Origin of the sequence: Streptomyces sp. NPDC020807 (genome assembly GCF_040641575.1) — a bacterium.
In the GTDB taxonomy this organism is placed as follows: domain Bacteria; phylum Actinomycetota; class Actinomycetes; order Streptomycetales; family Streptomycetaceae; genus Streptomyces.
Genome location: NZ_JBFADU010000003.1, coordinates 114,978 through 141,101 on the forward strand (window position 1 = coordinate 114,978; position 26,124 = coordinate 141,101).

26 protein-coding genes, 1 tRNA gene and 1 riboswitch are annotated in these 26,124 nt (G+C 71.7%); of the genes, 18 read left to right on the top strand and 9 right to left on the bottom strand.

The features are described 5' to 3' along the window. Nucleotides 1–13 precede the first annotated feature (13 nt). Nucleotides 14–397 carry a hypothetical protein gene (locus AB0G79_RS06115; RefSeq protein WP_360800863.1) on the top strand — a complete coding sequence of 128 codons (384 nt, stop codon included), beginning with the start codon at nt 14–16 and terminating at the stop codon, nt 395–397. Between the two features lie 37 nt (nt 398–434). Further along, nucleotides 435–1,043: an RdgB/HAM1 family non-canonical purine NTP pyrophosphatase gene (rdgB, locus tag AB0G79_RS06120; RefSeq protein ID WP_360800866.1), complete on the top strand. Its 609-nt coding sequence runs from the start codon at nt 435–437 to the stop codon at nt 1,041–1,043. A 44-nt stretch (nt 1,044–1,087) separates the two neighbouring features. Here rdgB and AB0G79_RS06125 read toward each other — a convergent pair. From AB0G79_RS06125 to bcp, 4 genes are all read right to left on the bottom strand, one after another. Continuing rightward, a tRNA-Leu gene (locus tag AB0G79_RS06125) sits at nt 1,088–1,162 on the bottom strand. Nucleotides 1,163–1,171: 9 nt separating this feature from the next. Then, nucleotides 1,172–1,855, bottom strand: a complete 684-nt coding sequence (locus AB0G79_RS06130) for an HNH endonuclease signature motif containing protein (protein WP_360800869.1) — start codon at nt 1,853–1,855, stop codon at nt 1,172–1,174. Continuing rightward, nucleotides 1,852–2,493, bottom strand: a complete 642-nt coding sequence (locus AB0G79_RS06135) for an HNH endonuclease signature motif containing protein (protein ID WP_360800871.1) — start codon at nt 2,491–2,493, stop codon at nt 1,852–1,854. Before AB0G79_RS06135 ends, AB0G79_RS06130 begins: the two co-directional genes overlap by 4 nt. 153 nt (nt 2,494–2,646) lie before the next feature. Then, nucleotides 2,647–3,114: a thioredoxin-dependent thiol peroxidase gene (gene bcp / locus AB0G79_RS06140; RefSeq protein WP_360800873.1), complete on the bottom strand. Its 468-nt coding sequence runs from the start codon at nt 3,112–3,114 to the stop codon at nt 2,647–2,649. 160 nt (nt 3,115–3,274) lie between these two features. Between bcp and AB0G79_RS06145 the strand changes: the two genes are divergently transcribed. The 3 genes from AB0G79_RS06145 (at nt 3,275) to AB0G79_RS06155 (ending at nt 4,456) form a co-directional block, all read left to right on the top strand. Next, the gene (locus AB0G79_RS06145; protein WP_360800876.1) at nt 3,275–3,595 is read left to right on the top strand and encodes a DUF3618 domain-containing protein; all 321 of its coding nucleotides are present in this window, start codon (nt 3,275–3,277) and stop codon (nt 3,593–3,595) included. A 46-nt stretch (nt 3,596–3,641) separates the two neighbouring features. Next, entirely contained in the window at nt 3,642–3,980 is a 339-nt protein-coding gene (locus AB0G79_RS06150; protein ID WP_267043836.1) for a co-chaperone GroES, read from the top strand. Nucleotides 3,981–4,030: 50 nt separating this feature from the next. Continuing rightward, a riboswitch (guanidine-III (ykkC-III) riboswitch) is annotated at nt 4,031–4,100 on the top strand. Nucleotides 4,101–4,135: 35 nt separating this feature from the next. Next, complete coding sequence (locus AB0G79_RS06155) at nt 4,136–4,456, top strand: multidrug efflux SMR transporter (protein ID WP_360800879.1); 321 nt, start codon at nt 4,136–4,138, stop codon at nt 4,454–4,456. On the opposite strand, the gene AB0G79_RS06160 is transcribed toward AB0G79_RS06155, so the two are convergent. Beyond that, nucleotides 4,450–6,576 (bottom strand): transglycosylase domain-containing protein, encoded by a 2,127-nt coding sequence (locus tag AB0G79_RS06160; protein ID WP_360800882.1) that lies wholly within the window; start codon nt 6,574–6,576, stop codon nt 4,450–4,452. The genes AB0G79_RS06155 and AB0G79_RS06160 overlap by 7 nt on opposite strands. 135 nt (nt 6,577–6,711) lie before the next feature. On the opposite strand from AB0G79_RS06160, the gene AB0G79_RS06165 reads away from it, so the two are divergent. The 4 genes from AB0G79_RS06165 (at nt 6,712) to AB0G79_RS06180 (ending at nt 10,645) form a co-directional block, all read left to right on the top strand. Further along, nucleotides 6,712–7,515, top strand: coding sequence for an ABC-2 family transporter protein (locus AB0G79_RS06165; RefSeq protein WP_360800885.1), 804 nt, complete (start codon nt 6,712–6,714; stop codon nt 7,513–7,515). 61 nt (nt 7,516–7,576) lie between these two features. Then, nucleotides 7,577–8,341 (top strand): ABC transporter permease, encoded by a 765-nt coding sequence (locus tag AB0G79_RS06170; RefSeq protein ID WP_360801830.1) that lies wholly within the window; start codon nt 7,577–7,579, stop codon nt 8,339–8,341. A 13-nt stretch (nt 8,342–8,354) separates the two neighbouring features. Beyond that, nucleotides 8,355–9,383, top strand: a complete 1,029-nt coding sequence (locus tag AB0G79_RS06175) for an ATP-binding cassette domain-containing protein (RefSeq protein WP_360800888.1) — start codon at nt 8,355–8,357, stop codon at nt 9,381–9,383. Then, nucleotides 9,377–10,645, top strand: coding sequence for a DUF445 domain-containing protein (locus tag AB0G79_RS06180; protein WP_360800891.1), 1,269 nt, complete (start codon nt 9,377–9,379; stop codon nt 10,643–10,645). Before AB0G79_RS06175 ends, AB0G79_RS06180 begins: the two co-directional genes overlap by 7 nt. A gap of 167 nt (nt 10,646–10,812) precedes the next feature. On the opposite strand, the gene AB0G79_RS06185 is transcribed toward AB0G79_RS06180, so the two are convergent. The 3 genes from AB0G79_RS06185 to AB0G79_RS06195 form a co-directional block, all read right to left on the bottom strand. Then, complete coding sequence (locus tag AB0G79_RS06185; RefSeq protein WP_360800894.1) at nt 10,813–11,112, bottom strand: hypothetical protein; 300 nt, start codon at nt 11,110–11,112, stop codon at nt 10,813–10,815. A 52-nt stretch (nt 11,113–11,164) separates the two neighbouring features. Next, entirely contained in the window at nt 11,165–14,305 is a 3,141-nt protein-coding gene (locus AB0G79_RS06190; protein ID WP_360800897.1) for a DUF3427 domain-containing protein, read from the bottom strand. Between the two features lie 69 nt (nt 14,306–14,374). Further along, a complete protein-coding gene (locus AB0G79_RS06195; protein WP_360800900.1) occupies nt 14,375–15,391 on the bottom strand; it encodes an SEC-C metal-binding domain-containing protein in 1,017 nt (338 codons plus the stop codon). Between the two features lie 184 nt (nt 15,392–15,575). Between AB0G79_RS06195 and AB0G79_RS06200 the strand changes: the two genes are divergently transcribed. The 5 genes from AB0G79_RS06200 to AB0G79_RS06220 all read left to right on the top strand — a co-directional run bounded on the left by AB0G79_RS06200 (nt 15,576) and on the right by AB0G79_RS06220 (nt 20,264). Continuing rightward, nucleotides 15,576–16,367 (top strand): class E sortase, encoded by a 792-nt coding sequence (locus tag AB0G79_RS06200; protein WP_360800903.1) that lies wholly within the window; start codon nt 15,576–15,578, stop codon nt 16,365–16,367. A 74-nt stretch (nt 16,368–16,441) separates the two neighbouring features. Further along, nucleotides 16,442–16,735: a DUF1418 family protein gene (locus AB0G79_RS06205; protein ID WP_360800906.1), complete on the top strand. Its 294-nt coding sequence runs from the start codon at nt 16,442–16,444 to the stop codon at nt 16,733–16,735. 106 nt (nt 16,736–16,841) lie between these two features. Next, nucleotides 16,842–17,558 (top strand): membrane protein insertase YidC, encoded by a 717-nt coding sequence (yidC, locus tag AB0G79_RS06210; protein WP_360800909.1) that lies wholly within the window; start codon nt 16,842–16,844, stop codon nt 17,556–17,558. Nucleotides 17,559–17,695: 137 nt separating this feature from the next. Beyond that, a complete protein-coding gene (locus AB0G79_RS06215; protein WP_360800912.1) occupies nt 17,696–18,553 on the top strand; it encodes a fumarylacetoacetate hydrolase family protein in 858 nt (285 codons plus the stop codon). Nucleotides 18,554–18,722: 169 nt separating this feature from the next. After that, nucleotides 18,723–20,264: a choice-of-anchor A family protein gene (locus tag AB0G79_RS06220; RefSeq protein ID WP_360800915.1), complete on the top strand. Its 1,542-nt coding sequence runs from the start codon at nt 18,723–18,725 to the stop codon at nt 20,262–20,264. A 10-nt stretch (nt 20,265–20,274) separates the two neighbouring features. Here AB0G79_RS06220 and AB0G79_RS06225 read toward each other — a convergent pair whose 3' ends face one another. Continuing rightward, a complete protein-coding gene (locus AB0G79_RS06225; protein ID WP_360800918.1) occupies nt 20,275–21,378 on the bottom strand; it encodes a Gfo/Idh/MocA family oxidoreductase in 1,104 nt (367 codons plus the stop codon). A gap of 56 nt (nt 21,379–21,434) precedes the next feature. Between AB0G79_RS06225 and AB0G79_RS06230 the strand changes: the two genes are divergently transcribed. The 4 genes from AB0G79_RS06230 (at nt 21,435) to AB0G79_RS06245 (ending at nt 26,122) form a co-directional block, all read left to right on the top strand. Beyond that, entirely contained in the window at nt 21,435–22,709 is a 1,275-nt protein-coding gene (locus tag AB0G79_RS06230) for an ROK family transcriptional regulator (RefSeq protein WP_360800921.1), read from the top strand. A 125-nt stretch (nt 22,710–22,834) separates the two neighbouring features. Next, entirely contained in the window at nt 22,835–24,019 is a 1,185-nt protein-coding gene (locus tag AB0G79_RS06235; RefSeq protein WP_360800924.1) for a hypothetical protein, read from the top strand. Between the two features lie 72 nt (nt 24,020–24,091). Beyond that, nucleotides 24,092–24,850, top strand: coding sequence for a GntR family transcriptional regulator (locus AB0G79_RS06240; RefSeq protein ID WP_360801833.1), 759 nt, complete (start codon nt 24,092–24,094; stop codon nt 24,848–24,850). A 135-nt stretch (nt 24,851–24,985) separates the two neighbouring features. Next, nucleotides 24,986–26,122 carry a TIGR03364 family FAD-dependent oxidoreductase gene (locus AB0G79_RS06245; protein WP_360800927.1) on the top strand — a complete coding sequence of 379 codons (1,137 nt, stop codon included), beginning with the start codon at nt 24,986–24,988 and terminating at the stop codon, nt 26,120–26,122. Nucleotides 26,123–26,124 lie beyond the last annotated feature (2 nt).

The window sequence follows — 26,124 nt, forward strand, 5'->3', positions numbered from 1 at the left end:
GGAAGGACCCTTCGTGAAGCGACGCCGTCTCGCACTCGCCGTGGCCACCGCCGCCGCGCTCACCACCGCCCTGAGCGGCTGCGCAGCCCTCGACACCGCCATGGACTGCGTCAAGACCGCCGACGCGATAGCCACGTCGGTCGACAAGCTCCAGCAGGCCGCCTCCAACGCCACGAACGACCCGACGCAGATCGAGGAGTCCCTCAACTCGATCAGCACCGAGCTCGGCAACCTCAAGGACACGACGGACAACGCCGACCTCTCCAAGGCCGTCGACGATCTCACCAAGGGCGTCGAGACCGTCCGCACCGCCGTGAAGAACGGCGACAGCACCCCGGACATCCAGCCGATCACGGACGCCGCCGGCGAGGTCGCCAAGGTCTGCACCCCGGGCTGACCGGGAGCCCCGGGCCCGCCCCCGGATAATCGGGGGCATGACCCGACAGCGACTGATCCTCGCCACCCGCAACGCGGGCAAGATCACCGAACTCCACGCGATCCTCGCCGACGCGGGCCTCGACCTCGAACTCGTCGGCGCGGACGCGTACCCCGAGGTCCCCGACGTCAAGGAAACCGGCGTCACCTTCGCGGAGAACGCGCTCCTCAAGGCCCACGCCCTGGCCCGTGCCACGGGCCTCCCGGCGATCGCCGACGACTCCGGCCTCTGCGTCGACGTCCTGAACGGCGCCCCCGGCATCTTCTCCGCCCGCTGGTCCGGCACCCACGGCGACGACCGCGCCAACCTGGACCTGCTGCTCGCCCAGCTCGCCGACATCGCGGACGAGCACCGGGGCGCCTACTTCGCCTGCGCGGCGGCGCTCGCCCTGCCCGACGGCACGGAGCGGGTGGTCGAAGGCCGCATGGAAGGCACCCTCCGCCACGCCCCGGTCGGCACGAACGGCTTCGGCTACGACCCGATCCTCCAGCCGGAGGGCCACGAGGTGACGTGCGCGCAGCTGTCCCCCGAGCAGAAGAACGCGATCAGCCACAGGGGCAAGGCGTTCCGGGCGCTGGTACCGGTGGTGCGGGAGCTGGTGGGCTGAGGCGTGTGAAAGGCGCGGCACCCTGGGGTGCCGCGCCTGCGGTGTAGGCCCGGTGGGACTCGAACCCACGACGCACCGCCTCTAAAACGGCGTCCTCTAACCAGCTGGGATACGGGCCCAGACGCCGACTACCTTACTGCCCCCTCAGAAGTGGGGGAACGCTTGCCTCCCCGGCACCAGGTGTCGGTTGTCGCATGGCAGTTGGGGCACAGAAGTCGTAGGTTCTCGCGTCGGTCGTCGGACCAGTCGCCGCTGATGTGATCGACCTCCAGAGTGATGGGCCTGCCGAGCCACTCGGTGCCGATGCCGCACTCGGCGCACTGCTCGGGAACACCGGATTCGCGGAGTGCTCGGCGGAGCAGGTGGCTTCTGGTCCGGCGGGCCCCGTCGTGGCGCACGAGAATGTTCTCGGGCCGCTTGACCGGAGTGGGCCCCGGCTTGCCCCGCTGGTGCGCTTGCCCCAGGAAGTGGGACGTACTGAGGCCGTCGTCCTCGACCCATTGCCGGAACAGCGCGCGCATCTGACCGGTGCAGGGCCTCTCCAATGCGCGTAGGGCTCCGGACACGGAGATGGCCTGGTCGACGGCTTGCCTCAACTCGCTCGGCGTCGGACGAGGAGGCTGTCCACCGCGTCGTCTCCGGCGCGTGAGGTGTGAGACGTCGATTTCGTAGTGGTCGAAGCGTCTCAGCAAGTAGCCGCGGAGTTTGTTGCATGGCGGTGAGCCGAAGAAGGAGGCGACCTCGTCCATGTCTGAGCACCGTGCGGCGGCTTCGGCCAGTCGCTCGCGGGTGTAGCGCGGGCCGCTGGTCACGAGGTCCGCCGCCTGCCGCGCCCGCGGTAGTTGTCGGTGGCCGAGTGGCAGTTGGGGCAGAGGAACCGCAGGTTCTCGATGCGGTTGTTGCGCCAGTCGCCGTCGATGTGGTCGACCTCCAGAGGCAGTGGTCGACCTCGCCACACACCCTCATTGCCGCACGCCCCACACTGCCTCCGCAGCCCCGACTGGCTCATCGCCCACGTGAGGCGATCACTCGGGATCCGTCGGCTCCATGAGCCCGTCTGCTCGACGAGGAGCCCCTCAGGCGTTCGGGAGCGCCGGGGCTCACCCCGCCGGGACGGCGCGTGAAAGTGCGAGGTGTCGATGCCGTACGCCTTCACGCGGCGGCTGATGTGCGTGTGCTGCCCGCCCACGACCTCCACCCCGAGCCGCCGCAGCACCTCGCACATGTTCGTCGAAGCCGCCACGGCCTGCGCAAGGACGTCGCGCGTCCATCGGGTCCCCTCTGCTTCGAAGTGCGACGTGTCCACCCCCAGCTTCCTCATGCGGTCGTGGAGATAGCGTCGCGAGCCGCTCCTCGGATCCACCCCCAACCGCTCCAGCGCCTCCGTCAGCGTCCGCGCCCCCCGTGCCGCCGCGTCCAGCCGTTCCTTCGTGTACGGGCTCGTCCCCATCGAATCCCCTCCCCAGTGCGGATCTCGCACGGATCAACGAGCCGAATATCGGACGGTTACGCCATATCGCGTACTGTCGCGACACGAAAAGCGGAACGGCCCGCACCGTCCCTTTCGGGGGTGCGGGCCGTTCGGGCCGGAGGGCTCGGGGTCTCAGACGCCCAGGTCGCGGATGATCTTCGCGACGTGGCCGGTCGCCTTCACGTTGTAGAAGGCGTGCTCGACCTTGCCGTCCTCGTCGACGACGACCGTCGAGCGGATGACGCCCGTCACGACCTTGCCGTACAGCTTCTTCTCGCCGAAGGCGCCGTACGCCTCCAGGGTCTCCTTCGACGGGTCGCCGACCAGGGTGACCTTCAGGTTCTCCTTCTCGCGGAACTTCGCGAGCTTCTCCGGCTTGTCGGGGGAGACGCCGATGACGTCGTAGCCCGCCGCCGCCAGGACGTCGAGGTTGTCGGTGAAGTCGCAGGCCTGCTTCGTGCAGCCGGGGGTGAGCGCGGCCGGGTAGAAGTAGACGATGACCTTGCGGCCCTTGTGGTCCGCGAGGGAGACCTCGTTGCCGTCCGCGTCGGGCAGGGTGAAGGCGGGGGCGGTGTCGCCGGGCTGCAGTCGCTCGCTCATGGCTCGCTCTTCCTCGGTCTTCCTCGGGAGTGGTCGCGTACGAGTACTTCGCGTACGGGATCAGAGCCTAATGGGGGTCGGGGGCGGCCCAACGGCGACCGAGCTGACAGACTGTCCGTCAACGACCGGATCACGAGATCACGACTACGGAGGCAGCGCGGTGTCGGACGTCAGGACCCCTGCGCAGATCGAGGCGGACATCGTCCGCCGGCGCGAGCAGCTCGCCGTCACTCTCGACGAGATCGGCATTCGGGTGCACCCCAAGACGATCATCGGGGACGCCAAGGCCAAGGTCGCCTCGACGGTCGACGAGACCGCCGGCCGCGCCTTCGTCGCCGTCAACCGCGTCGTCTCGGACGTGAAGGCCCGCTTCACGTACGAGGACGGCGCCCCCCGCATGGAGCGCGTGGTTCCGGCGGCGGTCGTGGCCGTCGCCGTCATCGGGCTGGTCGTCTCCGCGTCCCGCAAGGGCAAGGCGTGACCCCTCCCGGCTACGGCCGACACGCCGGGGCGGGTAGGTTCACCCCGTGAGCGAGAACACCCACGACAAGCTGCCCATCCGGATGCTCCACGACCGGGTCCTGGTCCGCACGGACTCTCCCGAGGGCGAGCGCCGCTCCGGCGGCGGCATCCTGATCCCGGCGACCGCCGCCGTCGGCCGTCGCCTGTCCTGGGCCGAGGTCGTCGCGGTCGGTCAGAACGTCCGGACCGTCGAGATCGGCGACCGGGTCCTGTACGACCCCGAGGACCGGGCCGAGGTCGAGGTGCGCGGCACCGCGTACGTCCTCATGCGCGAGCGCGACCTGCACGCGGTGGCCGCGGACCGTTTCCAGGGCACGTCGGACTCGACGGGCCTGTACCTGTAGGCGAGAGGTCTCTATAAAGGCCCTGGTGACCACTGTCACCAGGGCTTTTGTCTTTTCTTTGCTACGCTGGAGACACCCGACGAGACGCGCCGTACCGGGATGACGACAAGACGACGCACCCCTGTTTCCGTTCCGTCTCGCGGAGGTTCGTCGTCATGGCCTGGGTCCTTCTCATCGTCGCCGGTCTGCTCGAAGTCGGCTGGTCGATCGGCATGAAGTACACCGAGGGCTTCACCCGTCTCTGGCCCAGCGTGTTCACCGGTCTCGGGATCGTCGCCTCGATGGTGCTGCTGTCGCAGGCCGCCAAGACGCTGCCGATCGGCACCGCGTACGGCGTGTGGGTCGGCATCGGCGCGGCCGGTGCGGCGGTGCTCGGCATGGTGGTGCTCGGGGAGCCGGCGACCGCCGCCCGGATCTTCTTCGTCTGCCTGCTGCTCGTCGCCGTGGTGGGCCTCAAGGCGACCTCGGGTCACTGACCCCGGCTTTTCCGGTCCCGCTTCTTCTTGCCGGTGACCGAGGACTTCGGCCCGGCCTCGCCGGTCCACGGGCCCTCGGTCTCTGGCCCGTCCGGCACCGGCGGCACCGCCGACATCTGCTCCGCCCCCGGCATCAGCTGGAGGTCGAAGGCGCGCGGTGCCGCCCCGGCCAGGGCCTCGCGGGTGAACTGCGCCCAGACCTCGGCGGGGGCGCCGCCGCCGTTGATCCGGGGCAGGCCGAGGGCCCCGTAGAGGGGTTCCTGCCGTCCCGACTCGGGGTCCTGGCCCATGAGCGCGACCACGGTGGCGAGCTCGGGCGTGTAGCCGGCGAACCAGGCCGCCTTGTCGTCCTCCGCCGTCCCCGTCTTGCCCGCCGCCGGCCGTCCGGCGGCCTGTGCCGCCGTGCCCGTGCCGGCCTCGACGACGCTCCTGAGGATCGAGGTGGTCGTGTCGGCGGCCTCGCGGGTGACGGCCTGCCGGGACGGCCGGGACGGCAGGTCCACGCTCCGGCCGCCCTTCGTGACCGCCTCGACGAGGCCGGGCGTCCCGTGCCGGCCGTGCGCGGCGAGGGTCGCGTACGCGGAGGCCATGTCGAGGACGCTGGCGGTGGCGGGGCCGAGCGCGATGGACGGGGAGGCGGTGAGGTCGGGGGTGGAGGCGGGCAGGCCGAGGGCGACGGCCGTGCGGCGTACGTGGGCGGGGCCGACGTCGACCGCCATCTGGGCGTAGACGGCGTTGACCGACAGGTCGGTGGCCTCGCCGACGGCGATCTCGCCGTAACTGGCGTCGTCCTCGTTGGCGGGGTCGTACGCGCCGCCGTTCCAGCCTTCCACGGGACGGCGGTTGGTCCCGTCGTACAGCGTGTACGGGGTGATGGGCGCGCCCTGCTGGGTCTGGGCGCCGGACTGCACGGCGGCGGTGAAGACGAAGGGCTTGAAGGTGGAGCCGACCTGGTAGTCGCGGCGGGTGGCGTTGTTGACGTACTGCTGCGTGTAGTCGACGCCGCCGTAGAGGGCGAGGACCTTGCCGGTGGCGGGGTCGACGGCGGCGGCGCCGACGCGGACGTACCGGTCGGCGGGGGAGCGGGCCGGGTCGAGCCGCGAGACGACCCGGTCCTCGACGGCCTGCACGAGGGTCTCCTGCTTGGCGCGGTCGAGCGTGGTGGTGATGCGGAATCCGCCGCCCGCGAGGGTCGCCTCGTCGACGATGCCGTGGCCGGTCAGGTACTCCTCGACGGCCTGCACGAGGTAGCCGCGCTGGCCGGAGAGGCCGGTGGCGGCGCGGGTGGTCTGCGGGACGGGGAAGCGGGCGGTGGCGCGGGCGGTCCGGCCGAGCCAGCCCTCGCCGACCATGCCGTCCAGGACGTAGTTCCAGCGGGCGACGGCCTTGGCCCGGTTCTCGGGGTGGGTGGTGACGTCGTAGGCGCTGGGGGCCTTGAGGAGCGAGGCGAGGTACGCGCCTTCGGCGGTGTCGAGCCGCTCCACGTCCTTGCCGTAGTAGGCGCGGGCGGCGGCCTGGACGCCGTACGCGTTCCGGCCGAAGTAGCTGGTGTTGAGGTAGCCCTCGAAGATGTCGTCCTTCGTGGTCTCGCGCTCCAGCTTGATCGCGATGAAGAACTCCTTGGCCTTGCGGGAGAGGGTCTGTTCCTGGCCGAGGTAGTAGTTCTTCACGTACTGCTGGGTGATGGTGGAGCCGGACTGGCGGCCCTTCCCGGTGACGGTGTTCCAGGCGGCGCGGACCATCGCCTTGGGGTCGACGGCGCGCGAGGTGTGGAAGTCGCGGTCCTCGGCGGCGAGGACGGCCTGGCGGACCGCGAGGGGGATCTGTTCGAGCCGCACGTTCTCGCGGTTGACCTCGCCGTCGCGGGCGATCGGGGTCCCGTCGCGATAGAGGTAGACGTTCGACTGGGCGAGGGCGGCGGCGTTCGCGGGCGGGATCTCGACGAGGAGGTAGCCGGCGACGAAGGCGCCGCCGAGGAGCAGCGCGCCGAGGAGGGCGAGGCCGGCGAGGGTCCGCAGGACGCGCCGGGGACGGCGCTTCTTCGCGGGGGGTGGCGGAGCGTCGAGGGTGGGGTCCCTCGGCTCCCAGTTACCGGAGGAGCTACCGGAGGAAGGGGGCATGACACCTGATACTGCCTCATATCGTCCCTTTCTTTCCGTTCTTCCCGAAGGTGACGGAAAATCGGGTCGCGGGGCGGCGCGGGGCGTCGCTAGGGTCGTGGGTTTCCCGGTTGCGCCCAGCGGAGGAGCGATGGTGTGCGGCTCTACATGACGGTGGCCGCGGGCGGCTTCCGACGCCATGCCACGTACCGCGTGGCGACGATGGCGGGGTTGTTCACCAACACCGTCTTCGGATTCGTCCTGTCGTACACGTACATCGCCCTGTGGGACGAACGGCCGCACCTCGGCGGCTACTCGATGGACGACGCCCTCGCGTACGTGTGGATCGGACAGGGCCTGATCGCCGTCTGCGGCCTGATGGGCGGCGGCTTCGAGGACGAGCTGATGGAACGGATCAGGACGGGCGACATCGCCGTCGACCTGTACCGCCCCGCCGACCTCCAGGCCTGGTGGTTCGCGGGCCACGTCGGCCGCTCCGCCTACCTCTTCCTCGGCCGCGGCATCGTCCCGATGGCGATCGGCGCCCTCGCCTTCGGCTTCACCCTCCCCGCCGGCCCGGGCGGCTGGCTCGCCTTCCTCGTGTCGGTGGCGCTCGGCTCGGTCGTGGGCTTCGCGCTCTGGTACCTCGTGGGGCTCAGCGCGTTCTGGCTGCTCGACGGGCAGGGGGTCGTCCAGATGGCGTGGCTCAGCGGGATGTTCTTCTCGGGGATGCTGCTCCCGCTGAACGTCTTCCCCGGCGGCCTCGGGGAGCTGGCGCGGGCGCTGCCGTGGGCGTCGCTGCTCCAGGTCCCGGCCGACGTCTACCTGGGGAAGTACGGGGACGGATGGGGCCTGACGCGGGCCTACGCCTTCCAGGGGTGCTGGGCGCTCGTCCTGTTCGGCGCGGGCAGGGCCGTACAGGCGGCGGCGGAGCGCAAGGTGGTGGTGCAGGGTGGGTAGGGGGCCCGTGGCGTTTCCCGCCGTCCGGGACGCGTGCCGCACGTACCGCCTCCTGGCGGGGATGTGGATCCGCTCCACCCTCGCCTACCGGGCGTCCTTCGCCCTGACCCTGGCCACCGGCTTCCTGATCACCTTCTTCGACTTCGTCGTGATCATGCTGATGTTCGGCCAGGTGAAGGGGCTCGGCGGCTTCTCGTTCGCCGAGGTGGCGCTGCTGTACGGGATGACGGGCGTGTCGTTCGGGCTCGCGGACCTGCTGGTCGGCCCGGTGCACCGGGTGGGGCGGCGGGTGCGGGACGGCTCGCTCGACGTGTTCCTGCTCCGTCCGGCCTCGCTCCTCGCCCAGGTGGCGGCGGACCACTTCGCGCTGCGCAGGTTCGGCCGGATCGCGCAGGCGCTCCTCGTGATCGGCTGGGCGGTGTTCCGCCTCGACGTCGCCTGGACGCCGGTCAAGGCGGTGCTGCTGCCGGTGGCGGTGGTGTGCGGGGCGCTGCTGTTCGGCGCGGTGATGGTGGCGGGGGCGGCGGTGCAGTTCTGGCTCCAGGACGCGGCGGAGGTCACGAACTCGTTCACGTACGGCGGGAACACGCTGCTCCAGTACCCGCCGACGGTCTTCTCGCAGGAGCTGGTGCGGGGCGTGGTGTACGTGCTGCCGCTGGCGTTCGTGAACTGGTTGCCCGCGCTGCACATCCTGGGCCGACCGGTGCCGGACGGGGTGCCGGACTGGGCGGTGTTCGCGTCGCCGCTGGTCGCGGCGGTGTGCTGCGGGGCGGCGGGGCTGGTGTGGCGGGCGGGGACGAGAGCGTACAGATCGACGGGAAGCTGAGAGGTGAGCGCACATGCCGTCCGAGGAACCGTTCATCGAGGTGGAGTCCCTGGAGAAGACCTTCACGGTCCGCAGGAGACCGGAGAAGGGCCGCGGCCGCGGCCTGCGCCGCTCCCGCCACGAGGTGAAGGCGGTCGACGGCATCGGCTTCCGGGTGGGCCGGGGCGAGATGGTCGGCTACATCGGGCCGAACGGCGCGGGGAAGTCGACGACGATCAAGATGCTGACGGGCATCCTGACGCCGAGCGGCGGCAGCGTACGGGTCGGTGGCATCGACCCGGTGCGGGAGCGGGTGCGGCTCGCCCGGCGGATGGGCGTGGTCTTCGGCCAGCGGACGACGCTGTGGTGGGACCTGCCGCTGAGGGACTCGTACCGCCTGATGCACCGCATGTACCGCATCCCCGACGCCCGCTACGCGGAGAACCTGGCCCGCTGCGTGGACCTCCTCGACCTGGGCGACCTCCTCGACGTCCCCGTACGACAGCTCTCGCTCGGCCAGCGGATGCGCGGGGACATCGCGGCGGCCCTGCTGCACGACCCCGACGTGCTGTACCTGGACGAGCCGACGATCGGCCTGGACGTGGTGTCGAAGGCGAAGGTGCGCGACTTCCTGAAGACCCTCAACGCGACGCGGGCCACCACCGTGCTGTTGACGACCCACGACCTCACGGACATCGAGCACCTCTGCTCCCGGGTGATGGTGATCGACCACGGCCGGCTGATGTACGACGGTGAACTGGCGGGCCTGCACGCGAGGGGCGAGAGCGAACGGCAGCTGGTCGTGGACCTGGCGCGCGCCCACCCCCCGATCACCGACATCCCGGGAGCCCGCTTCGTCCGGGCGGAAGGCCCGCGCCAGTGGCTCGCCTTCCCGGCCACGGCCTCGGCGGCCCCGGTGGTGTCGGAAGTGGCCTCCCGCTACCCGCTCGTCGACCTGTCGGTGCGGGAGCCGGACATCGAGGCGGTGATCGCGAAGATGTACGGGGGAACTCAGGGAGAGCGCCGGGAGTCCCTGAGACAGGAGGTCGAGCACAGATGGTGAGTTTCTCGTACACGGCGGCGGACGAGGAGAAGAGCAGAGGCGTCCGGCGCATGAAGACGCTGGCGACGTCGCTGCTCGTCGCCGTGGCCGTGGTCTACGGCCTGGCGACCTGGGCGCGGAACGCGGGCGCGGGGGAGTGGGCCGGGTACGTCGCCGCGGCGGCGGAGGCCGGCATGGTCGGCGCGCTGGCGGACTGGTTCGCGGTGACGGCGCTCTTCCGCCGCCCCCTGGGCCTGCCCATCCCGCACACCGCGATCATCCCCACCAAGAAGGACCAGCTGGGCGCGTCCCTCGGCGCCTTCGTGGGCGAGAACTTCCTCTCGGCCGACGTCGTACGGGGCAGGCTGCGGACCTTCGGGATCGGCGGCCGGCTCGGGGCGTGGCTCGCGGACCCGGCCCACGCGGACCGGGTGACGGCGGAGGCGTCGACCGCCCTGCGGGGCGCGCTCACGGTCCTGCGGGACTCGGACGTGCAGGCGGTGGTGGGCGAGGCCATCACCCGCCGCGCGGAGGCGGTGGAGATCGCCCCGGGCCTCGGCAAGACCCTGGAGAGAATCGTCACGGACGGTGCCCACCACCGGGCGGTCGACCTGGTCTGCACCCGGGCCCACGACTGGCTGGTCACGCACGGCGACTCGGTCATGGACGCGGTCCAGGGCGGGGCGCCGGGCTGGACCCCCCGCTTCGTGGACCGGCGCATCGGTGAGAAGGTCTACAAGGAACTGCTGCGCTTCGTCACGGAGATGCGGGACATGCCGTCCCACCCGGCGCGGGGCGCCATCGACCGCTTCCTCACGGACTTCGCGGCCGACCTCCAGGCGGACACGGACACCCGCGCGCGCGTGGAGCGCCTGAAGGCGGAGCTCCTCGCCCGCCCCGAGATCCAGGACATCATCGCCTCGGCCTGGTCCTCGATCCGCTCCCTGATCATCGCCGCCGCCGACGACGACCGCAGCCAGCTCCGCCTCCGCGCCCGCGCCTCCCTGATCTCCCTGGGCAACCGCCTGGCGACGGACTCCCGCCTCCAGGAGAAGGTCGACGGCTGGGCGGAAGACGCCGTCACCTACGTGGTCACCACGTACCGCAACGAGATCACCTCCCTGATCACCGACACGGTCGCCGGCTGGGACGCCACCCAGACCTCGAAGAAGATCGAGGCCAACATCGGCCGCGACCTCCAGTTCATCCGCATCAACGGCACGGTGGTGGGCGCCCTGGCGGGCCTCCTGATCTACACGGTGAGCCACGCGGTGGGCGGCTAGACCCTGTCCGACCCCGATCCGCCGGACAGGCCCTATCCGAGACCGGGAACCGCTACTTCCCGCGGGTCACGGCCCGGAGGCGTGGCCCCTGCTCGCCGCGGGGGTACCGGCCCGGGGGAGCCGCGCCTCCTACTTCCCCCGGGTGCCGGCCCGGGGAGCCGCGCCTCCTACTTCCCCCGGGTGACGGCCCAGGAGAGCCCCGCCATCCCGCCGGCCACGGAGAACACGGCGGGCCAGGCACCGATCTTCTTGGCGAGCGGGTGAGACCCGGCAAAGGCGGCGACGTACCCGGCGGTCAGCCCCACGGCGGTCGCGCCCCCGCCAACCCGCCGCCACTCCTTGGCGGCGACCCCACCGGCCACAGCCAGCACCACCCCACCGACCGGCCGCTTCTTGGTCCACCGTGCGGCGGCATAGCCGCCCACGAGGCCTGCGGCGGCTATGGCGGGGGTGGGGATGCGGGGCATGGCGGGCGCCTTTCGTCCGTGGTGGCTCGACACGACGAGCGTAACGAACTGGCTAGCCCGAGACGGCGGCCGTATAGGCCCACACATCGGCGGGGATTTCGTGATGGAGCTGCCACGTGATGCCCATGGGCTTGCTGCCCTTGTGTTCCACGTATTCGGCCGGGCCGAGGAGCATCCAGGGCTGGGGGCCACCGATGTCCGTCTTCTTGTAGCGGCGCACGAAGAGGAGAACGTTTGAGCCCTTCTCCTTGTGGGTCTGGTATCGGATACCAGTCGGAGAGGTATCCGATGCTTGGTTCTGAGACTCCCAGTGGAAGAGGGTGTCGTTGAGGGCGTAGTCCCGGTAGCGGGTCTGGGGAGAGAAGTCCTTCTCGTCCTTCTCCAAGGTGATGAGGAGGGCATCCGTCTGGATGTCCTCGCACCATTTCACTCCCTCGCGGAAGTGGCCCGGCATGAAACCGCCGATCGAGGACTGGCCCAGGGCCGGCAGGATTTCTTCCCGACTGTAGGAGGCGTGGACCGTCAGGGGGAGGTTTGTGGAAAAGTGGGCGAGGGGGATCGGGACGTGGTCCGTCCGGTCGAGGTTGTGGGCCAGGACCTGGCGGAGCTCGTCGCGGAAGGCGGCGTGTGGACGGAGTGAGTCCAGAGCCTCTTGGTAATCCGAGAAGTCGCCACCCAGCGGCCACAGAGAGAAGAAGAGCATGCGGGCGTAGGCCTGCTCGATCTCGCTGAGCTCGCTGTACGGAGGGGCGTCGTCTGTGAGGAGCTTCGTGTACGTCTTGACGCGCACGGGGTCGTCGACGTGGAGGAACGCGGAAACCCGCTTGAGGAGAGCCGGCTCGCCCTCGGGGCCGGAACTAGGCAGTAGGCCCGAGCGGCGAAGCAGGCCCGTCCATGAGTTGCCATTGCCGCGGTAGAGCTCCTTGAGCTCGCGGCCGCTCTCCTCGAGGTAGGTAGCGAGCCGGGATTCGCCATACTGGCCGACCTCTCGGGCAAGCTGCGTGACGTTCACGCTGATCTGGCTGCGAATGTTGTCGATGATCAGGTCCTTGGCCTTGGACTCAAGGATGATTTGACAGCCGGAGGGAAGCTGCGGGAAGTCCTGCTCGATGTTGGTAAGCAGTCGATTGCGCGTCAGGTTGGTCAGCGCGCGGAACTGCTCTTCGAAGCGGAACTCCTTGCGGTGCTGGCCGATGAAGTCGAGAACGGTCAGGACTGCCTTCCCCTCGCTTCGCCGAAGGCCGCGCCCCAGCTGCTGCAGGAAGACCGTGGCGCTTGACGTCGGGCGCAACAAGAGGAGGGTGTCGACGTCGGGAATGTCGAGCCCCTCGTTGAAGAGGTCGACCGAGAAAATCGCTTGAAGCTCTCCCGAGCTCAGGGCCGCAAGGGCGTCCTTGCGATCGTTGCGCGGTGTATCCCCGGACAGCGCTACGGCCTTGAGCCCGGCACGACAGAAGACCTCAGCCATGAAGCGGGCGTGCGCAACGGAGACGCAGAACCCCAGCGCGCGCATGGCCCGTGGGTCAGCGATCTTGTCCATCACTGCTTGAACGACGAGTCGGGCGCGAGCGTCGTTACCCGTGAACAGATTGCTCAGGGCGGCGGCGTCGTACGATCCGCGCTTCCATGCGAGGGCGCTCATGTCAGTGTTGTCGGTGACACCGAAGTAGTGGAACGGGCTGAGGAGGTCGTTCTCCAAGGCCTCCCAGAGGCGCATCTCTGCTGCGATGCGGCCACCGAAGAACTCATCCTGGACGTTCCGGCCGTCCATCCGCTCCGGAGTGGCCGTGAGGCCGAGGAGCTCGCGTGGCGTGAAGTGGTCGATGATCTTTCGATAGGTGGGAGATACGCCATGGTGGAACTCATCGATGACGATCACGTCGAAGTGATCAGGAGCGAGTCGCTCCAACGTGCGGGTGTTGAGTGACTGCACGCTTGCGAAAACGTGGTTCCACTCAGCCGGGACGATGCTGCTGTGCAACTCCTCGCCGAAGTTGGCGTCGACGAGAACGTCCTGATAAGTCCGCAGCGACTGGCGAAGGATCTCTTGTCGGTGGGCGACGAACAGCAGCCGCGCCTTGGATCCGTACTCCTGCCGGAGACGCTTGTAGTCGAGTGCTGCCATCACCGTCTTGCCCGTGCCGGTCGCGGCCACCAGAAGGTTGCGGTGACGATCGTGCACCTCCCGCTCCACCTGGAGGCGCTCCAGCATGTCCCGCTGGTGCGGGTACGGTCGCACCTCAAGCCCCGACAAGGTGATGCGCTGGTCCTTCCCAGCTCCGTTGCCGCGGCCGGCGGTGAAAAGAGCCTCGCTGAGGCGTGCAGCATCGCGATCAGGGTCGTACGTTTCGAAGGATCGGTCACTCCAGTAGGAATCGAAGGTGGCCTCGAACTTCCTGATGACCTCGGGGGTTGCGACGGAAGACAGGCGGACGTTCCACTCAAGGCCCTCGAGAAGCGCCGCCTTCGAGAGGTTGGAACTTCCGACGTAAGCGGTGTCGTAGCCGCTGTTCCGTCGGAAGAGCCAGGCCTTCGCGTGTAGGCGGGTGGAGCGGAGCTCGTAGTTGACCTTCACCTCTGCGTTGAAGCGCTGGACGAGTCGGTCGAGCGCGTGCCGCTCCGTCGCACCGATGTACGTCGTCGTGATGACCCGGATGGGGACGCCCCTCGCATGGATTGCCTCCAGCGACGATTCGATGACGCGAAGCCCGTGCCACTTCACAAAGGCACACAGGAGATCCACCCGGTCAGCGGTCGCGAGCTCCGCGCGCAGCTCGAAGCCAAGGCTGGGGTCCTCAGGGGCGTTCGTGATGAGTGACGCTTCCGCGAGGGGGGTGGCAGGGCGGATGTGATACGCGCCCGGGGCCTCCTGCTCCGCGATGGCGAGGAGCTGCCGGGGGCCTTCGGCGACCAGATCGACCCACTCGCGGGCGCCCTCGATGGTGTTCATCGACTCGAGGATGTGGTTGGCCGCGTGCACCCGGTCTGCTGCCGGCAGCCCAGTGAGGATGCGCCGCACGGTGTTCGACACGTGCTGAGCAAGAACGCGGGGGGAGGATTCAGGACCGACGTCCCCCGCGATCGCATGCCATCCGCGGTCCGTGAGCGTCTTGAGCTGAGCTTCCAGCCGAAGGGTCATCAGCTGCTCGTAAAGACCGGAGGTCGGCTCGCTCGTGCGGGACAGCTCGCTCATCGTCTTCCCTTCGTGATCGGCCTCCCATTGGTATCAGCTGCTCGGGACACGCCTGTTGACTCTCCTTGATCAGGGAGAGGTTGGACGCCCGTGGCACTCCCCGTACGTCCTCTCCGAGCCGCACCAGCACGGGGCGTCGTGGGGCGGGGGCCACGGGGTGGCTCGGGCTCGGGCGGCGAGGGTGGTGGCGTATTGGGGGAGGAGGGCGGGGGTGGAGGGCGGGGTGGATTCCGAGGCCGCGAAGGCTTCGTAGGAGGGGACCGTGGCGCGGACGATGCCCAGGTTGCGGGTGCCGGCCTCGAACAGTTCGCGGAGGGAGGCCTCGATGTCCGTGAGGTGGGCCCGGTAGGTGGGGTACTCGGCTTCGAGTTCCGGGTACGCGGCCAGAAGCTCGTCAAGTTCGCGCTCCGGCCAGTGCAGGACCGCCACCGGGAAGGGGCGGGAGAGGGCCGTGCGGTAGGTGCCCAGTTCCGAGCGGAGGCGGGTGATCTCGGCCTGGAGCTCCGCGGGGTCCTCCGAGCCGAGGGACCAGAGGCGTTTCGGGTCGTGGAGTTCGTCGAGGGGGACCGCCGCCGGGTGGAGGCGGTCCGCCAGGGTGTCCCAGGCGTCGTGCGGGAGCGCCAGCATCCTGCGGATCCTGTGGCGGGTCGTGATCAGCGAGTGGGTGGGGTGGGGGAGGTCCTCGTCCGGAGGAGAAGACGGCAGGAGGTGGGCCGCCGCCTCGGTGAGGATCTCCTCCGCCGCTTCCAGTTCGTCGTGGGCCTCCAGCGTCTCCGCCGTCGTCTCCCACGCCGCCGCGTCCGTCGGTGTCGCCTGCCGGATGCCGGCGATGATCGCCCTCGCCTCCGCCTCGTGGCCGTACTCCCACAGGTTCGCCGCCTTCAGCGCCCTGATGAGGTGGGGGTTGGCGGGGGAGCCCGTCAGGAGTTCGTCGTACAGGGCCGTCGCGCCTTCGCGGTCGCCCGCCAGTTCCCGGTGGGCCGCGGCCTGGAGGTAGAGGGGTTCCCGGTCTCCGGGGTACTGCGCTGCCGTACGCAGGAGACGCTCGGCTTCGGTGGTGTGGGCGGCAGGGGTGTCGGGGCGCATGTTCTCCACCGTACTGCTGTACGGGCCTGGAGAGTTGGCACCTCAGCACCTATCGTGCCCCGCGTGCGGGACAGGGCGCGGAACAGTGGTCGGGAACGGGTGCCGGTCGTCGTCCAGGGGCGAGGGCGGGGCCGTACGCGCGCGTGTCCTGTGGGTCGGGGCCGAGACCGTCGTCACCTGCGGGGTGCTCGTCCTCCTTCTCGTCGTCCACCAGCTCTGGTGGACCAACCGCGAGGCTCGCGCCGAAGCCCTCGAGCAGGTGAGCGTCCTGGAGCGGGAGTGGCAGGCTCCGCCGACCGGGCTCGAAGGGGACGTAGAGGACGTAGAGGACGTAGGAGACGTCGGGGAGGGAGGGGAGGGGGGCGGAGCTGGGGGGTTGGGGGAACCGGGGGACCCGGGGGGTTCGGGGGACGCGGTCGGGGAGTCGGGAGAAGGCGGCGAGGGCGTCGCGGGTTCCGCCGCGAGGGGTGCTTCCTCCGCTTCCGCCTCCCGTCCCCCTTCCTCCGCCCGGTACTCCTCCCGTGCCTTCGCCGTCATCCGCATCCCCCGCATCGGGCTGACCGCGCCCGTCGCCGCCGGGATCTCCAAGCGGTCCGTCCTCGACAAGGGGTACGTAGGGCACTACCCCGGCACCGCCGGGGCCGGGCAGGCCGGGAACTTCGCGCTCGCCGGGCACCGCAACACCCACGGCGAGCCCTTCCGGTACATCAACCGGCTCGTCCCCGGGGACCGCATCGTCGTGCGGACCCGGCAGCGCACGTACACCTACCGCGTCGACCAGATCCTCCCGCGCACCGCTCCCCGTGACGTCGGGGTCATCCGCGACGTCCCGCGGTCCGTCGTCAAGCCTTCGTACGGGTACGCCGCTCCCGGCTCCTATCTGACCCTCACCACCTGCACCCCCGAGTTCAGCAGCGCCTACCGGCTCGTCGTCTGGGCGAAGCTCGAAGATTCTTCTGGGAGCGGGAACTCCTGAGCGAGGCCGTGCGTCCTCACTGTGAGTGACATTGGGTCAGGCCAGTGCACGGGTCAGGGAAGGAGGTGGTGGGTGTGGACCGGCAGGGGGTTCTGCTGCGCGTGCTCACTCCGCTCCTCTTCCTTCTCGCCCTCGCCAACCTTCTCCTCTCCGACGGCGCCGGCGTCCCCGCCGCCGTCGCGCTCGCCGCGGCCACCGTCGTCTGTGCCCTGATCGGTGCCCGCGTGGCCCCGATCGTCCCCGCCGCCGTCCGCACGGCGATACGCGAGCGGGAGCGGCGCACCGCCTTCCTGCCCCAGCGCGACCCCGACGCCGCCGGTCGTCGCAGACCCCGAGCTCCCGGCCGTCCCCTCCCGACGGCCGCATAGGGAGTCGACCCGAGCACGCGCTTCGGACAGTTCCCTCGCGGATCCGTCATGCCGAGAAAACGCCCCGCTTCTCTCCCGGCACGACGAGACCCCACGGAGGGCTCCCTTGTCCGTCATCGCTTCCCTGGTCGAGCAGCTCGCCGAGCTGCTCCAGCCGCTCTTCGCGACCACCGCCACCGCCGCCGCGATCGTCCTCGTCACGATGCTCGTGCGGCTCGCCATCCACCCCCTCTCCCGGGCGTCCGCGCGCGGCCAGAAGGCCCGCACCCGGATCGCCCCGCAGCTCGCCGCGCTGCGCAGGAAGCACGCCAAGAACCCCGAGAAGCTCAGGAAGGAGATCCAGGAACTGCACGCCAGGGAGAAGGTCTCGCCCTTCGCCGGCATCCTGCCGAGCCTGCTCCAGGCACCCGCGTTCTTCGTCCTCTACCACCTGTTCTCCGGCGACCGCATGGCCGGGCACGCGCTCTTCGCCGCACCTCTCGGTGACCACTGGGCCGACGCGCTGGCCCGCGGGGGCGCCTTCGGGCCGGCGGGGCTGGTCTACCTCGCCCTCTTCGCGGTCGTCGCCGTCGTGGCCACCTTCACCTACCGCCGTACGAAGCGGCAGCTCGCCGCCCAGCCGCTCGACACGGGGGCCGGTGAAGGGGCGGTGCCGGGGGCCGGGGCGATCACGCGGATCATGCCGCTCATGTCCTTCGCCACCCTCGTCACCGTCGCCGTCGTCCCCCTCGCCGCCGCGCTCTACGTCGTCACCAGCACCACCTGGAGCGCCGTCGAGCGGGCCCTCCTCTTCCGCGAGAGCGAGCCGGCTACTCACGCGTAAGGGTCCAGGGTGTGAACGGGGTCTTGCAGAGTGAACCGATCTCTTGGAGGATCGAACAATCCTCCGATGGCCGCACTCCATCGGCCGGGGCACCTCAGGGCCCGTCCGGGCCCACCTCGACCACAGGGAGCAAGACCATGAAGCTGCTGCGTGTCGGCCCGCCGGGAGCCGAGCGTCCCGCCCTGCTCGACCAGGACGGAACGCTTCGCGACCTGTCCGCCCTCGTCGACGACATCGACGGCAGTCTCCTCGCCGACGCCTCCGCCCTCGACCGGATACGGGCCGCCGCCGGCGCCGGAGTGCTGCCCCCGCTCGACGCGACCGGGCTGCGCGTCGGTCCGCCGCTCGGCCGGATCGGCAAGGTCGTGTGCATCGGGCTGAACTACCACGGTCACGCCGCGGAGATCGGGGCCCCGATCCCCCAGGAGCCTGTCGTCTTCCTGAAGGCCGCCGACACGGTCGTCGGCCCCGACGACACCGTGCTCGTGCCGCGCGGTTCGGTGAAGACCGACTGGGAGGTGGAGCTCGCCATCGTCATCGGCCGCACCGCCCGCTACCTGGAGACCGACGAGGAGGCCCTCGCGCACGTCGCGGGGTACGCGCTCGCCCACGACGTCTCGGAACGCGAGTTCCAGATCGAGCGCGGCGGCACCTGGGACAAGGGCAAGAACTGCGAGACCTTCAACCCGCTCGGCCCGTGGCTGGTCACCGCCGACGAGGTCCCCGACCCGCAGGGCCTCGGCCTGCGGCTCTGGGTCAACGGCGAGCTCAAGCAGGACGGCCACACCTCCGACCAGATCTTCCCGGTCGCCGAAGTCGTCCGCTACGTCAGCCGGTTCATGACCCTCTACCCCGGCGACATCATCAACACCGGCACGCCCGGCGGCGTCGCCATGGGGCAGCCGGACCCCAAGCCGTACCTGCGCCCCGGTGACGTCGTCGAGCTGGAGATCGACGGGCTCGGGCGCCAGCGGCAGGAGCTCAAAAGCGCCTGAGTGATCCCGGTCCGGGGTCGAGTGATCCCGGTCCGGGGTCGAGTGATCCCGGTCCGGGGTCGAGTGATGCCGGTCCGGTGCCGGGAAGTGATGTCGGTCCGGGAACGAAAACGGCGACGCTCCGCGTGGAGTGTCGCCATTTTCGTACGGTTTTTGCATATTTCCGGATATGGAACGTACTGCGCTCGGCCGTCGTCGTCTCGCCCTCATCGCCGCCACCACCGTCGGCGCCACCGCCCTCGTCGGCACGCTCGCCGTCACGGGCTTCGCCGATCCCCTGCCCGGCGGGCTCGGCCCCTGCAAGCCGGGCAACTGCCCCCCATCGGGCTACCCCGACATCGGCAACGGGACCGTCGTCTTCCGCGACGACAACATCAACGTCTTCGTCGGCGGCGACTTCCTCGTCCGCGAGGCGGCGGCCGAGGCCGAGGGCAAGGTCGTCGTCCTCGGCGCGTTCGACCAGAACAAGCGCGCCGGCGTCTCGGGCATCTACAACGTCGGCGTCGCGGGCGTCGGTTCGCGCGTCCCGCCCTCCAACGACACCGACTTCCTCACCGTCGGCAAGGACCTCACGGTCGCCGCCGGGCAGAGCCTCCTCACCGAGGAGGGCTCCGTCAAGGGCAGGACGGTGTACGGGGGCACGCTCTCCGGCACCGTGACCCCGGCCGCCGTGCACGAAGCCGACGCGGCCGACCCGTACACCGCCCTGCGCGACCAGCTCACCGACGCCAGTCAGTGCTACGCGTACGTGAACGGGGCCTCCCGCACCCCCACCGGCACCGCCGTCAACAACAACACCGAGACCGTCTTCACGGGTGACGGCACCTCGGCGCTCCAGGTCTTCAACGTGAACTTCGACCTGGAGTCGGCCAGCAAGGGCCAGCAGGGCATCGTCTTCGCGCAGATCCCCGCCGACGCGACCGTTCTCGTCAACGTCCTCGGCGCCAACCGCACCGTCGACACCTACATCGCGGGCCTGCCGGACGGCCTGCGCGACCGGGTGCTGTGGAACTTCCCGGACGCGACGACGGTCAAGTTCGAGGGGACGGCCCAGTTCGCGGGCAGCGTGCTCGTCGGCAACCAGGCCAGTTCGACGACGATCACCCTGCCCGGCATGAACGGACGCTTCTTCACCACCGGGAACCTGACGCACGCGTCGGAGACCGGCGGGGGCGGCGGGCAGGAGATCCATGCGTACCCGTTCAACGGTGATCTGCCGTCGTGCACGGAGCCGACCCCGACCCCCACGACCCCGACCCCGACTCCCACCGACACGACGCCGACCCCCACCCCCACCGACACGACGCCGACCCCGACTCCCACGGAGACGACGCCGACCCCGACCCCGACGGATACGACGCCGACCCCGACCCCGACGGAGACGACCCCGACTCCCACGCCGACGGACACGACGCCGACCCCGACTCCCACCGAGACGACGCCGACCCCGACTCCCACGGAGTCCACGTCAGGCGGCTGGACCGGCGGTTCCAGCGGATCGGGCGGTTCGAGCGGTTCCGGCGGATCGGGCAGCTCGGGCGGTTCCGGTAGCACCGGCGGGAACCACGGACCGGACGGCGGCGGCGAACTCCCCGACACCGGCTCCGGCACCGGCAAGACCGTCATGGGCGTCACCGCCGTCGGCCTCGCCCTCGGCGGCACGGCCCTCGTCGCCCTCAGCCGCCGCCGGCGCCGTACCGGGCACCGCTGACCGGAGGCCCTCAGCCGAGGGCGACCACGGCCCCCTCGCGCGCCGACCGCCGCGCCGCCTCCAGGACGTCGAGCGCGGCGGCGGCCTCGTCGGCCGTGACCGGGTTCGGGCCGGTGCCGCGCACGGCGGCGGCGACGGCCGCGTAGTACGCCGGGTAGTCGCCCGCCACCGACGGGACCGGGACGCCGCCGCCGGTCGCCGGGGACTCCCCGGAGCCGAGGCGGCCCCACAGCCGCTCCGGCTCCTCGCCCCAGGGGGAGCCGGGGACCGGCCGCAGGCCCTCGCGGAGGGCGGCCTCCTGGGGGTCGAGCCCGTACTTCACGAAGCCCGCGCGCTGCCCGAGGACGCGGAAGCGCGGGCCGAGCTGGGCGGTGGTGGCGCTGACGTACAGGTGCGAGCGGACGCCGCCGGCGTGGGTGATCGCGATGAACGTGTCGTCGTCGGCGGCGGCGCCGGGGCGGCGGACGTCCGTCTCGGCGTAGACGGAGGCGGCCGGGCCGAAGAGGACGAGGGCCTGGTCGACGACGTGGCTGCCGAGGTCGTAGAGGAGGCCGCCGACCTCCTCGGGCGCGCCGGACTCGCGCCAGCCGCCCTTGAGCTGCGGGCGCCAGCGCTCGAAGCGGGACTCGAAGCGCTGGACCTCGCCGAGGGCGTCGTCGGCGAGGAGGCCGCGGAGGGTGAGGAAGTCGTTGTCCCAGCGCCGGTTCTGGAAGACGGAGAGGACGAGGCCCCGGTCCTCGGCGAGGGCGGCGAGTTCGCGGGCCTCGGCGGCGGTGGCGGCGAGGGGCTTGTCGACGACGACGTGGAGGCCGGCTTCGAGGGCGGCGGTGGCGACGGGGACGTGCGTCTTGTTGGGGGAGGCGACGACGACCAGGTCGAGTTCGCCGGCCGCGCCCCGCTCCCAGAGCTCCTCGGAGGTGGCCACGACGCGGACGCCGGGGTAGGCGGTCTTGGCCTCGGCGGCGCGCTCCGCGTTGCCGGTGGTGACGGCGGTGAGGAAGAGGCCCTCGGAGGCGGCGATCAGGGGGGCGTGGAAGACGGAGCCCGCGAGGCCGTAGCCGACGAGTCCGACGCGGAGGGGCTGGGCGGGGGGGAGGGGGCGGCTCGGGGTCATGCCGTTCACTTAAGCAACGCTGTTGCCAAAGTGCAAGCGAGGGCGACAATGGGGGCGTGACGGGAGTGACGAGGGACCTGGGGCCCGGTGGAGTGAACGTGCCGGCGCTGCGCAGCCACAACGCGGCGCTCGTGCTCGATCTGCTGCGGACGGCGGGGGAGGCGGGAATCAGCCGTCTGGAGCTGGCGGAGCGGACGGGGCTGACGCCGCAGGCCGTCAGCAAGATCACCGCGCGGCTGCGGGCGGAGGGGCTCGCGGCGGAGGCGGGGCACCGGGCGTCGACGGGCGGCAAGCCCCGTACGGTCCTGCGGCTCGTGCCAGGGGCGGGGTACGCGGTCGGGGTGCACCTCGACCGCGACGAGCTGACGACGGTCCTGACGGACCTGGCCGGCACGGTGGTGGCCTCCCGCCGCCGCCCCCTGCACCTCGGCGCGGGCGCCGAACGCGTCCTCGACGCGGTGGCGACGGAGGTCGCCGCCCTCCTCGCCGACGCCCCGCCCCACCACCACCAGGAAGGTGTACGAGCTCCGCGCCCGCACCCCACGCCTTCGAGCCGGGCCCTCCCTCCCCCCGCCCCACCGGGTTCCGTCCCCTCCCCCGACCCCCACCGGGAGGCCCCGCCCGAGCCGCCCGCGCCCGAGTCCCCCGCCCTCTCGCCCGAGTCCCCCACCCCCACCCCCGCGTCCGAGTCCCCCGCCCCCCTCCTCGGTGTCGGTGTCGCCATGCCCGGCCCGCTCGACCACGCGGCCGGCCGGCCGGGGCGGGTGACCGGGTTCCCCGAGTGGGACGGGTATCCCCTGCGGGAGGAGCTGGCGCGGAGGCTCGGGCTGCCCGTCGTGCTCGACAAGGACACGAACGCCGCGGCCCTCGGCCTCACCCTGCGCCCCGACGCCCCCGCCTCCTTCGCCTACGTGCACCTCGGCACGGGGCTCGGCGCCGGGCTCGTGCTCGGCGGTGCGCCGCTGCGCGGGGAGCGCACCGGCGCGGGCGAGCTCGGCCACCAGACCGTCCTGTTCGACGGGCCTCCGTGCGTCTGCGGCGGCCGGGGCTGCCTGGAGGTCCTCTGCCTCGCCGCCGTCGCGCGCGGCGACCTCCCCGAGGCGGCGCGCGTCCTCGGTGCGGGTGCCGTCACCCTCGTACGGCTCCTCGACGTCGACCAGGTGCTCCTGGGCGGGCGGATCGTGCTCGGCGCCCCGGAGGTGTTCGAGGACGGCGTACGGAGCGTTCTCGCCGGGCTCGGCCTCCCGGCCGCCGTCGCCGTGGCGGCCGCCCCGCAGGCCGTCGCGGTGGGGGCGGCCTGGCTCGTCCTCGCTCCGATCTTCGGACAATAGTCTGATCGGGCGGATTCTCGGGCCGACCGGGACCTCCCGCGGTGTCGCTCCCGCGCCCGCCCCCGCGGGCATGGCAGCGTCGCGGCCGACCCCCTACGCCCGCGACCACCAAAGGCAGCCACGCCATGGCCCCCGCCCCCCTGCGTCAGCGCAAGACCTCCGCCCGGTCCACCCGGGTGACCGCCCCCGCCGCGAAGGGGACCAAGGCGGCCAGAACGTCGCGGGCGGCGCGCGCGGCCAGAGCGGCGCGCGTGGCGCGGGTCGCGCGCGTGGCCCGGGTGGCCGCGAGGACGGCGACGCGGACCGCGGCCAGGGTCGTGGCGATGGCCGCGGCGGCCGCCGCCGTCTCCACCGTCACGGTCGCCGCCACCCCCGCCGCTCCCGCCCGCGCGGCGACGGCGTCCGGCGCCTCCGCCCCCGCCGCGGTGGAGCCCGACGCGCCCGCCGACACCCCGGCCGCCGCGTCGGCGTCCGCCACCCCCGCCGGGCTCTCCGCCCCCGCCCCCGACCCGCCCGCCGGCACCTGTGCCGGCGGCGGCTCGGGCTCCGGCGGCACCGCCGCCGAGTTCCCCCTCGGCATCCGGATCCACGGCGGCCCGGACGGCGGCACGTACCCCGCCGGCGGGGCCCTCCAGGACCTGACGCTCGACCTCACCAACACCACCGACGCCTCCTGCGTCGGCGTCCACCCCGTCCTCGTCCTCGCCGACCAGGACCGGGCGGCCGAGCTCCGGCCCGACCAGATCCGCCTGGAGTTCTACGACGGCGGGGCGTCCCGCTGGCGCCCGGTCGCCTTCGAGGCGACCCAGGAGGCCGAGAACGTCGGCGCGTTCACCGAGTCCGGCGGCTTCGGCGGGTTCACCGTCCTCCCCGGCCGCACCCTCACCGTCCCCGTGCGCCTCGGCTTCCGCGCCGACGCCGACCCCGACGAGGTCGTCGTGACGGCGGCGGCGGTCCAGCGCCGCGGCGCCGACGGCGACTGGATCGGGGATTCCGGCGCGACCGGCGGCTACCGCCTGACCGTCGGCCCCGCCGAGGAGGACGGCGGATCCGGTACGTCCGAGGAGCCTGGCGCCACGACCGCTCCCGCGGGCCCCCGCGACCCCGCCGCCCCTCCCGGAAAGGAGCGGCCGCGCGGGCCCGGAGCCGCCGCCGACCGGCCCGAACTCGCCCACACCGGAGCGGAGTCGGGCGAGGACGCGGCCCTGGCCCTCGCCCCCTTCTCCACCGCCCTGATCCTCGTCGGCGCGGGGCTCGTCCGGACCGCCCGCCGCCACCGGAGACGTACCGCCGGCACCCGGCCCCTGTGAGCGGCACCTGAGGGCCATGCCCCGTACACCTTCCCGTTCATCCCCGTCTGGGACGATCCGGCGGTGAACTCCGTGAACCACCCCACCCGCCCCGGTGGCCCCGTCCGCTCCGGTGTCCCCGAGCACGGCCGGGTCCCCAAGTACTACGCGGTGAAGTCCCGTCTCTCCCTCCTCGTCGACGAGTTGGGGGAGGGGGAGCCGCTGCCCACCGAGCGCGACCTCGCCGTGCGGTACGAGGTGTCCCGCGAGACCCTCCGGCAGGCGCTGCGCGAACTCCTCCTGGAGGGGCGGCTGCGCCGCCGGGGCCGGGGCACGGTCGTCGCGGGCCCCAAGCTCGAACAGCCCCTGTCGTTGGCCAGTTACACCGAGGGCGTCCGCCGCCAGGGCCGTCGCCCGGGCCGCAGCCTCATCTCCCTCGACCGCTTCCCCTGCCCCGAGGCCCTCGCGCCCGAGATCGGGGCCCGGGTCGGCGAGCCCGTCTGGCACATGGAGCGGGTGCTGCTCGCCGACGACGAACGGGTCGGCCTGGAGAGCACGTACGTCTCCGAGGCCCGGGCCCCGCGCCTCGACGTCGAGTTCGACCCGGACTCCTCCTTCTACGCCTACCTCCGCGACCGCCTCGGCGTGGGCTTCGGCGACGCCGACGAGCGCATCGAGACCGTCCTCGCGACCCCGCGCGAGGCCCTCCTGATCGGCACCCCGCCGGCCCTCCCGATGCTGCTGCTCCACCGCGTCTCGCGGGACACGGCCGGGCTGCCCCTGGAGCGGGTGAGGACCCTCTACCGGGGCGACCGGTTCAGTTTCACCGTCCACCTGGGCCGCCAGGTCTGACATGCGGGAGGGTCCGACGCCGGGGTCTTCATGTCACAAGAAGGTAACGGGTCTGGTCCAAGCTTGGTGGGCCGTTCATCATCCCGTCGCCCGCCCGATCCGCCCAAGCCACCCACCGCCACGACCGTTTCGGCCATGAAGGTGATCGTCGTAGGAGCCGGCGTGGTGGGAACCATGCACGCCTGGCACGCAGTGGACCGCGGCCACGAGGTCGTACACATCGAGCGCGAGACCGAGGCGCGCGGAGCCTCCCTCCGCAACTTCGGCCAGATCTGGGTCAGCGGCCGCGCCGGGGGAGAGGAGCTCGACACCGCCCTGCGCGCCCGCGAGCTGTGGGAGGGCATCGGCGCCCGCGTCCCCGGCCTCGGCTTCCGGGCCATCGGCTCCCTCACACCGGTCCGGAACGACCTCGAACGCGCCGTCGCCGAGGCCGCCCTGGCCCGCCCCGACGCCGCCGCCCGCGGCTACGAGCTGCTCACGGCCGACGAGGCCCGCGCGGTCAACCCTGCCCTGCGGGGCGACTTCGAGGCCGCCCTCTGGTGCGAGCGGGACGCCGCCGTCGAGCCGCGCCTCGCCCAACTCGCCCTCCGCGAAGCCCTCCTGGCCACCGGCCGCTACACCTTCCTCCCCGGCCGCGAGGTCCGGGACGTCGTCGGAGGCACCGCCGCCGGCGGGCCCGGCGTCCGCGACGACCGCGGCGAGACCCACACCGGCGACGCCGTCGTCCTGTGCACCGGCGCCTGGCTCTCCGGCCTCGTCCGCGAGATCGCCGGAGAGATCCCGGTCCGCCGCGTCCGGCTCCAGATGATGCAGACCGAACCGCTCGGCGAGGCCCTCACCACCTCCGTCGCCGACGCCGACTCCTTCCGCTACTACCCGGCGTACGCGTCCCCGGCCCTCGACGCCCTCAACGCCGGGCAGCCGCAGGACCCGACCGCCGCCGCCCACAAGATGCAGCTGCTCATGGTCCAGCGGCTCGACGGCGGGCTGACGATCGGCGACACCCACGAGTACGAGCACCCCTTCGCCTTCGACACCCTCGAAGACCCCTACGAGCACCTCACCCGCGTCGTCGAGTCCTTCCTCGGCCGCCCCCTGCCGAAGATCCGGCGCCGCTGGGCCGGGGTGTACGCGCAGTGCGTCGACACCCGCCGGGTCGTGCACCGGCAGCGGGTCGACGACGGCGTGTGGCTGGTGACCGGGCCCGGCGGGCGCGGCATGACCTGCTCGCCCGCCATCGCCGAGACGACCGCGAACGAACTGGGCTGGTGACA

Excerpts from the sequence above, each read along its gene's own strand:
- AB0G79_RS06195 (WP_360800900.1), bottom strand. The coding sequence starts at position 15,391 with ATGCGCCCCGACACCCCTGCCGCCCACACCACCGAAGCCGAGCGTCTC.
- AB0G79_RS06155 (WP_360800879.1), top strand. The coding sequence starts at position 4,136 with ATGGCCTGGGTCCTTCTCATCGTCGCCGGTCTGCTCGAAGTCGGCTGG.
- AB0G79_RS06185 (WP_360800894.1), bottom strand. The coding sequence starts at position 11,112 with ATGCCCCGCATCCCCACCCCCGCCATAGCCGCCGCAGGCCTCGTGGGC.
- AB0G79_RS06190 (WP_360800897.1), bottom strand. The coding sequence starts at position 14,305 with ATGAGCGAGCTGTCCCGCACGAGCGAGCCGACCTCCGGTCTTTACGAG.
- AB0G79_RS06180 (WP_360800891.1), top strand. The coding sequence starts at position 9,377 with ATGGTGAGTTTCTCGTACACGGCGGCGGACGAGGAGAAGAGCAGAGGC.
- AB0G79_RS06170 (WP_360801830.1), top strand. The coding sequence starts at position 7,577 with ATGTGGATCCGCTCCACCCTCGCCTACCGGGCGTCCTTCGCCCTGACC.
- AB0G79_RS06215 (WP_360800912.1), top strand. The coding sequence starts at position 17,696 with ATGAAGCTGCTGCGTGTCGGCCCGCCGGGAGCCGAGCGTCCCGCCCTG.
- AB0G79_RS06220 (WP_360800915.1), top strand. The coding sequence starts at position 18,723 with ATGGAACGTACTGCGCTCGGCCGTCGTCGTCTCGCCCTCATCGCCGCC.
- rdgB (WP_360800866.1), top strand. The coding sequence starts at position 435 with ATGACCCGACAGCGACTGATCCTCGCCACCCGCAACGCGGGCAAGATC.
- AB0G79_RS06245 (WP_360800927.1), top strand. The coding sequence starts at position 24,986 with ATGAAGGTGATCGTCGTAGGAGCCGGCGTGGTGGGAACCATGCACGCC.
- AB0G79_RS06160 (WP_360800882.1), bottom strand. The coding sequence starts at position 6,576 with ATGCCCCCTTCCTCCGGTAGCTCCTCCGGTAACTGGGAGCCGAGGGAC.
- AB0G79_RS06225 (WP_360800918.1), bottom strand. The coding sequence starts at position 21,378 with ATGACCCCGAGCCGCCCCCTCCCCCCCGCCCAGCCCCTCCGCGTCGGA.
- AB0G79_RS06135 (WP_360800871.1), bottom strand. The coding sequence starts at position 2,493 with ATGGGGACGAGCCCGTACACGAAGGAACGGCTGGACGCGGCGGCACGG.
- AB0G79_RS06175 (WP_360800888.1), top strand. The coding sequence starts at position 8,355 with ATGCCGTCCGAGGAACCGTTCATCGAGGTGGAGTCCCTGGAGAAGACC.
- AB0G79_RS06235 (WP_360800924.1), top strand. The coding sequence starts at position 22,835 with ATGGCCCCCGCCCCCCTGCGTCAGCGCAAGACCTCCGCCCGGTCCACC.
- bcp (WP_360800873.1), bottom strand. The coding sequence starts at position 3,114 with ATGAGCGAGCGACTGCAGCCCGGCGACACCGCCCCCGCCTTCACCCTG.